The 893-nt window shown below is 74.8% G+C and carries 1 protein-coding gene and 1 pseudogene; both read right to left on the reverse strand.

Features of this window, described 5'->3' with window-relative positions; all coding sequences use genetic code 11:
• Positions 1-602 (reverse strand): DUF4129 domain-containing protein (locus AC061S_RS44475; protein WP_478691582.1); only part of this gene is annotated, 602 nt, incomplete at its 3' end.
• Positions 603-609: 7 nt separating this feature from the next.
• Positions 610-893 (reverse strand): annotated as a pseudogene (locus AC061S_RS44480) (hypothetical protein); the annotation flags it as partial.

Below are 893 nucleotides of genomic sequence, written 5' to 3' on the forward strand. Positions count from 1 at the left end.
GCGTACATCTCGGGGGTGGCGGGGTGGGCGCCGTAGGTGACGTCGTCGAAGGTGCGGGCGGCCGTGCGGAGGGACGCGGCGTGGGACGGCAGGGAGAGGGCGGCTTCGGCGGCCGCCTCGTCCGCGGTGCGGCCCGGGCGGGGGTCGAGGAGGGTGCGCTCCTCCAGGGAGCGGACCACGGCGCGCATGCGCTCCTGGACGGCTTCGCTCCAGCGGCCCTCGCCGGCCAGTGCCTCGGCTGCGGTGCGGTGGTCCGCCGCGCTGCGGATGCCGTCGTCGAAGAGGGTGCCCGCGGCGCGGGCGGCGGTGCGGCTCGGGGTGCCCAGGCGCCACCACAGGGCGGCGAGGAGGAGCAGGGCGAACAGGGCGATCACCATCAGGCCCAGCGTGCCGCCGGGGGTCGCGCCGGAGGCCCGGTCGAAGAGGTCCCCGACCCACTCCCAGAAGCGGTCCAGGGCCCTTTGGAGCAGGCCCGGGTCGTTCTGGTGGTACGCGGGCTTGGACAGCTCGTGGCGGGCCGCCTCGCGGGCGGCCTCACGGCCGATGCTGACGGGTGGTGTGGGTGGTGGTGTCTGGGTGAGCAGGCCCCCCGTGCTCCTCATGCCCGCGTCAGCCTCCGGTCGGCGGCGTGGTGGTGCCGTAGTTCTCGATGCCCGCCGCCCGCGCGAGCTCCAGGTCGAGGGCCTCGCGGCGGATGCGCTGGTCGATGTAGAGCAGGACGGTGACGCCCGCCTGGATCGGCATGGTGATCGTCAGTCCGATGACCACGCCGATGGCCGACACGATCAGGTAGCCCCAGCTCGTGGCCCCGGTGCCGTCGACCCCGTCGAGGCCGCCGCCGAACAGCAGCCCGCCCACGACGGTGAGGGCGAGGAGGATGAGGACCGAGACGA

Source organism: Streptomyces sp. CA189 (assembly GCF_056428985.1).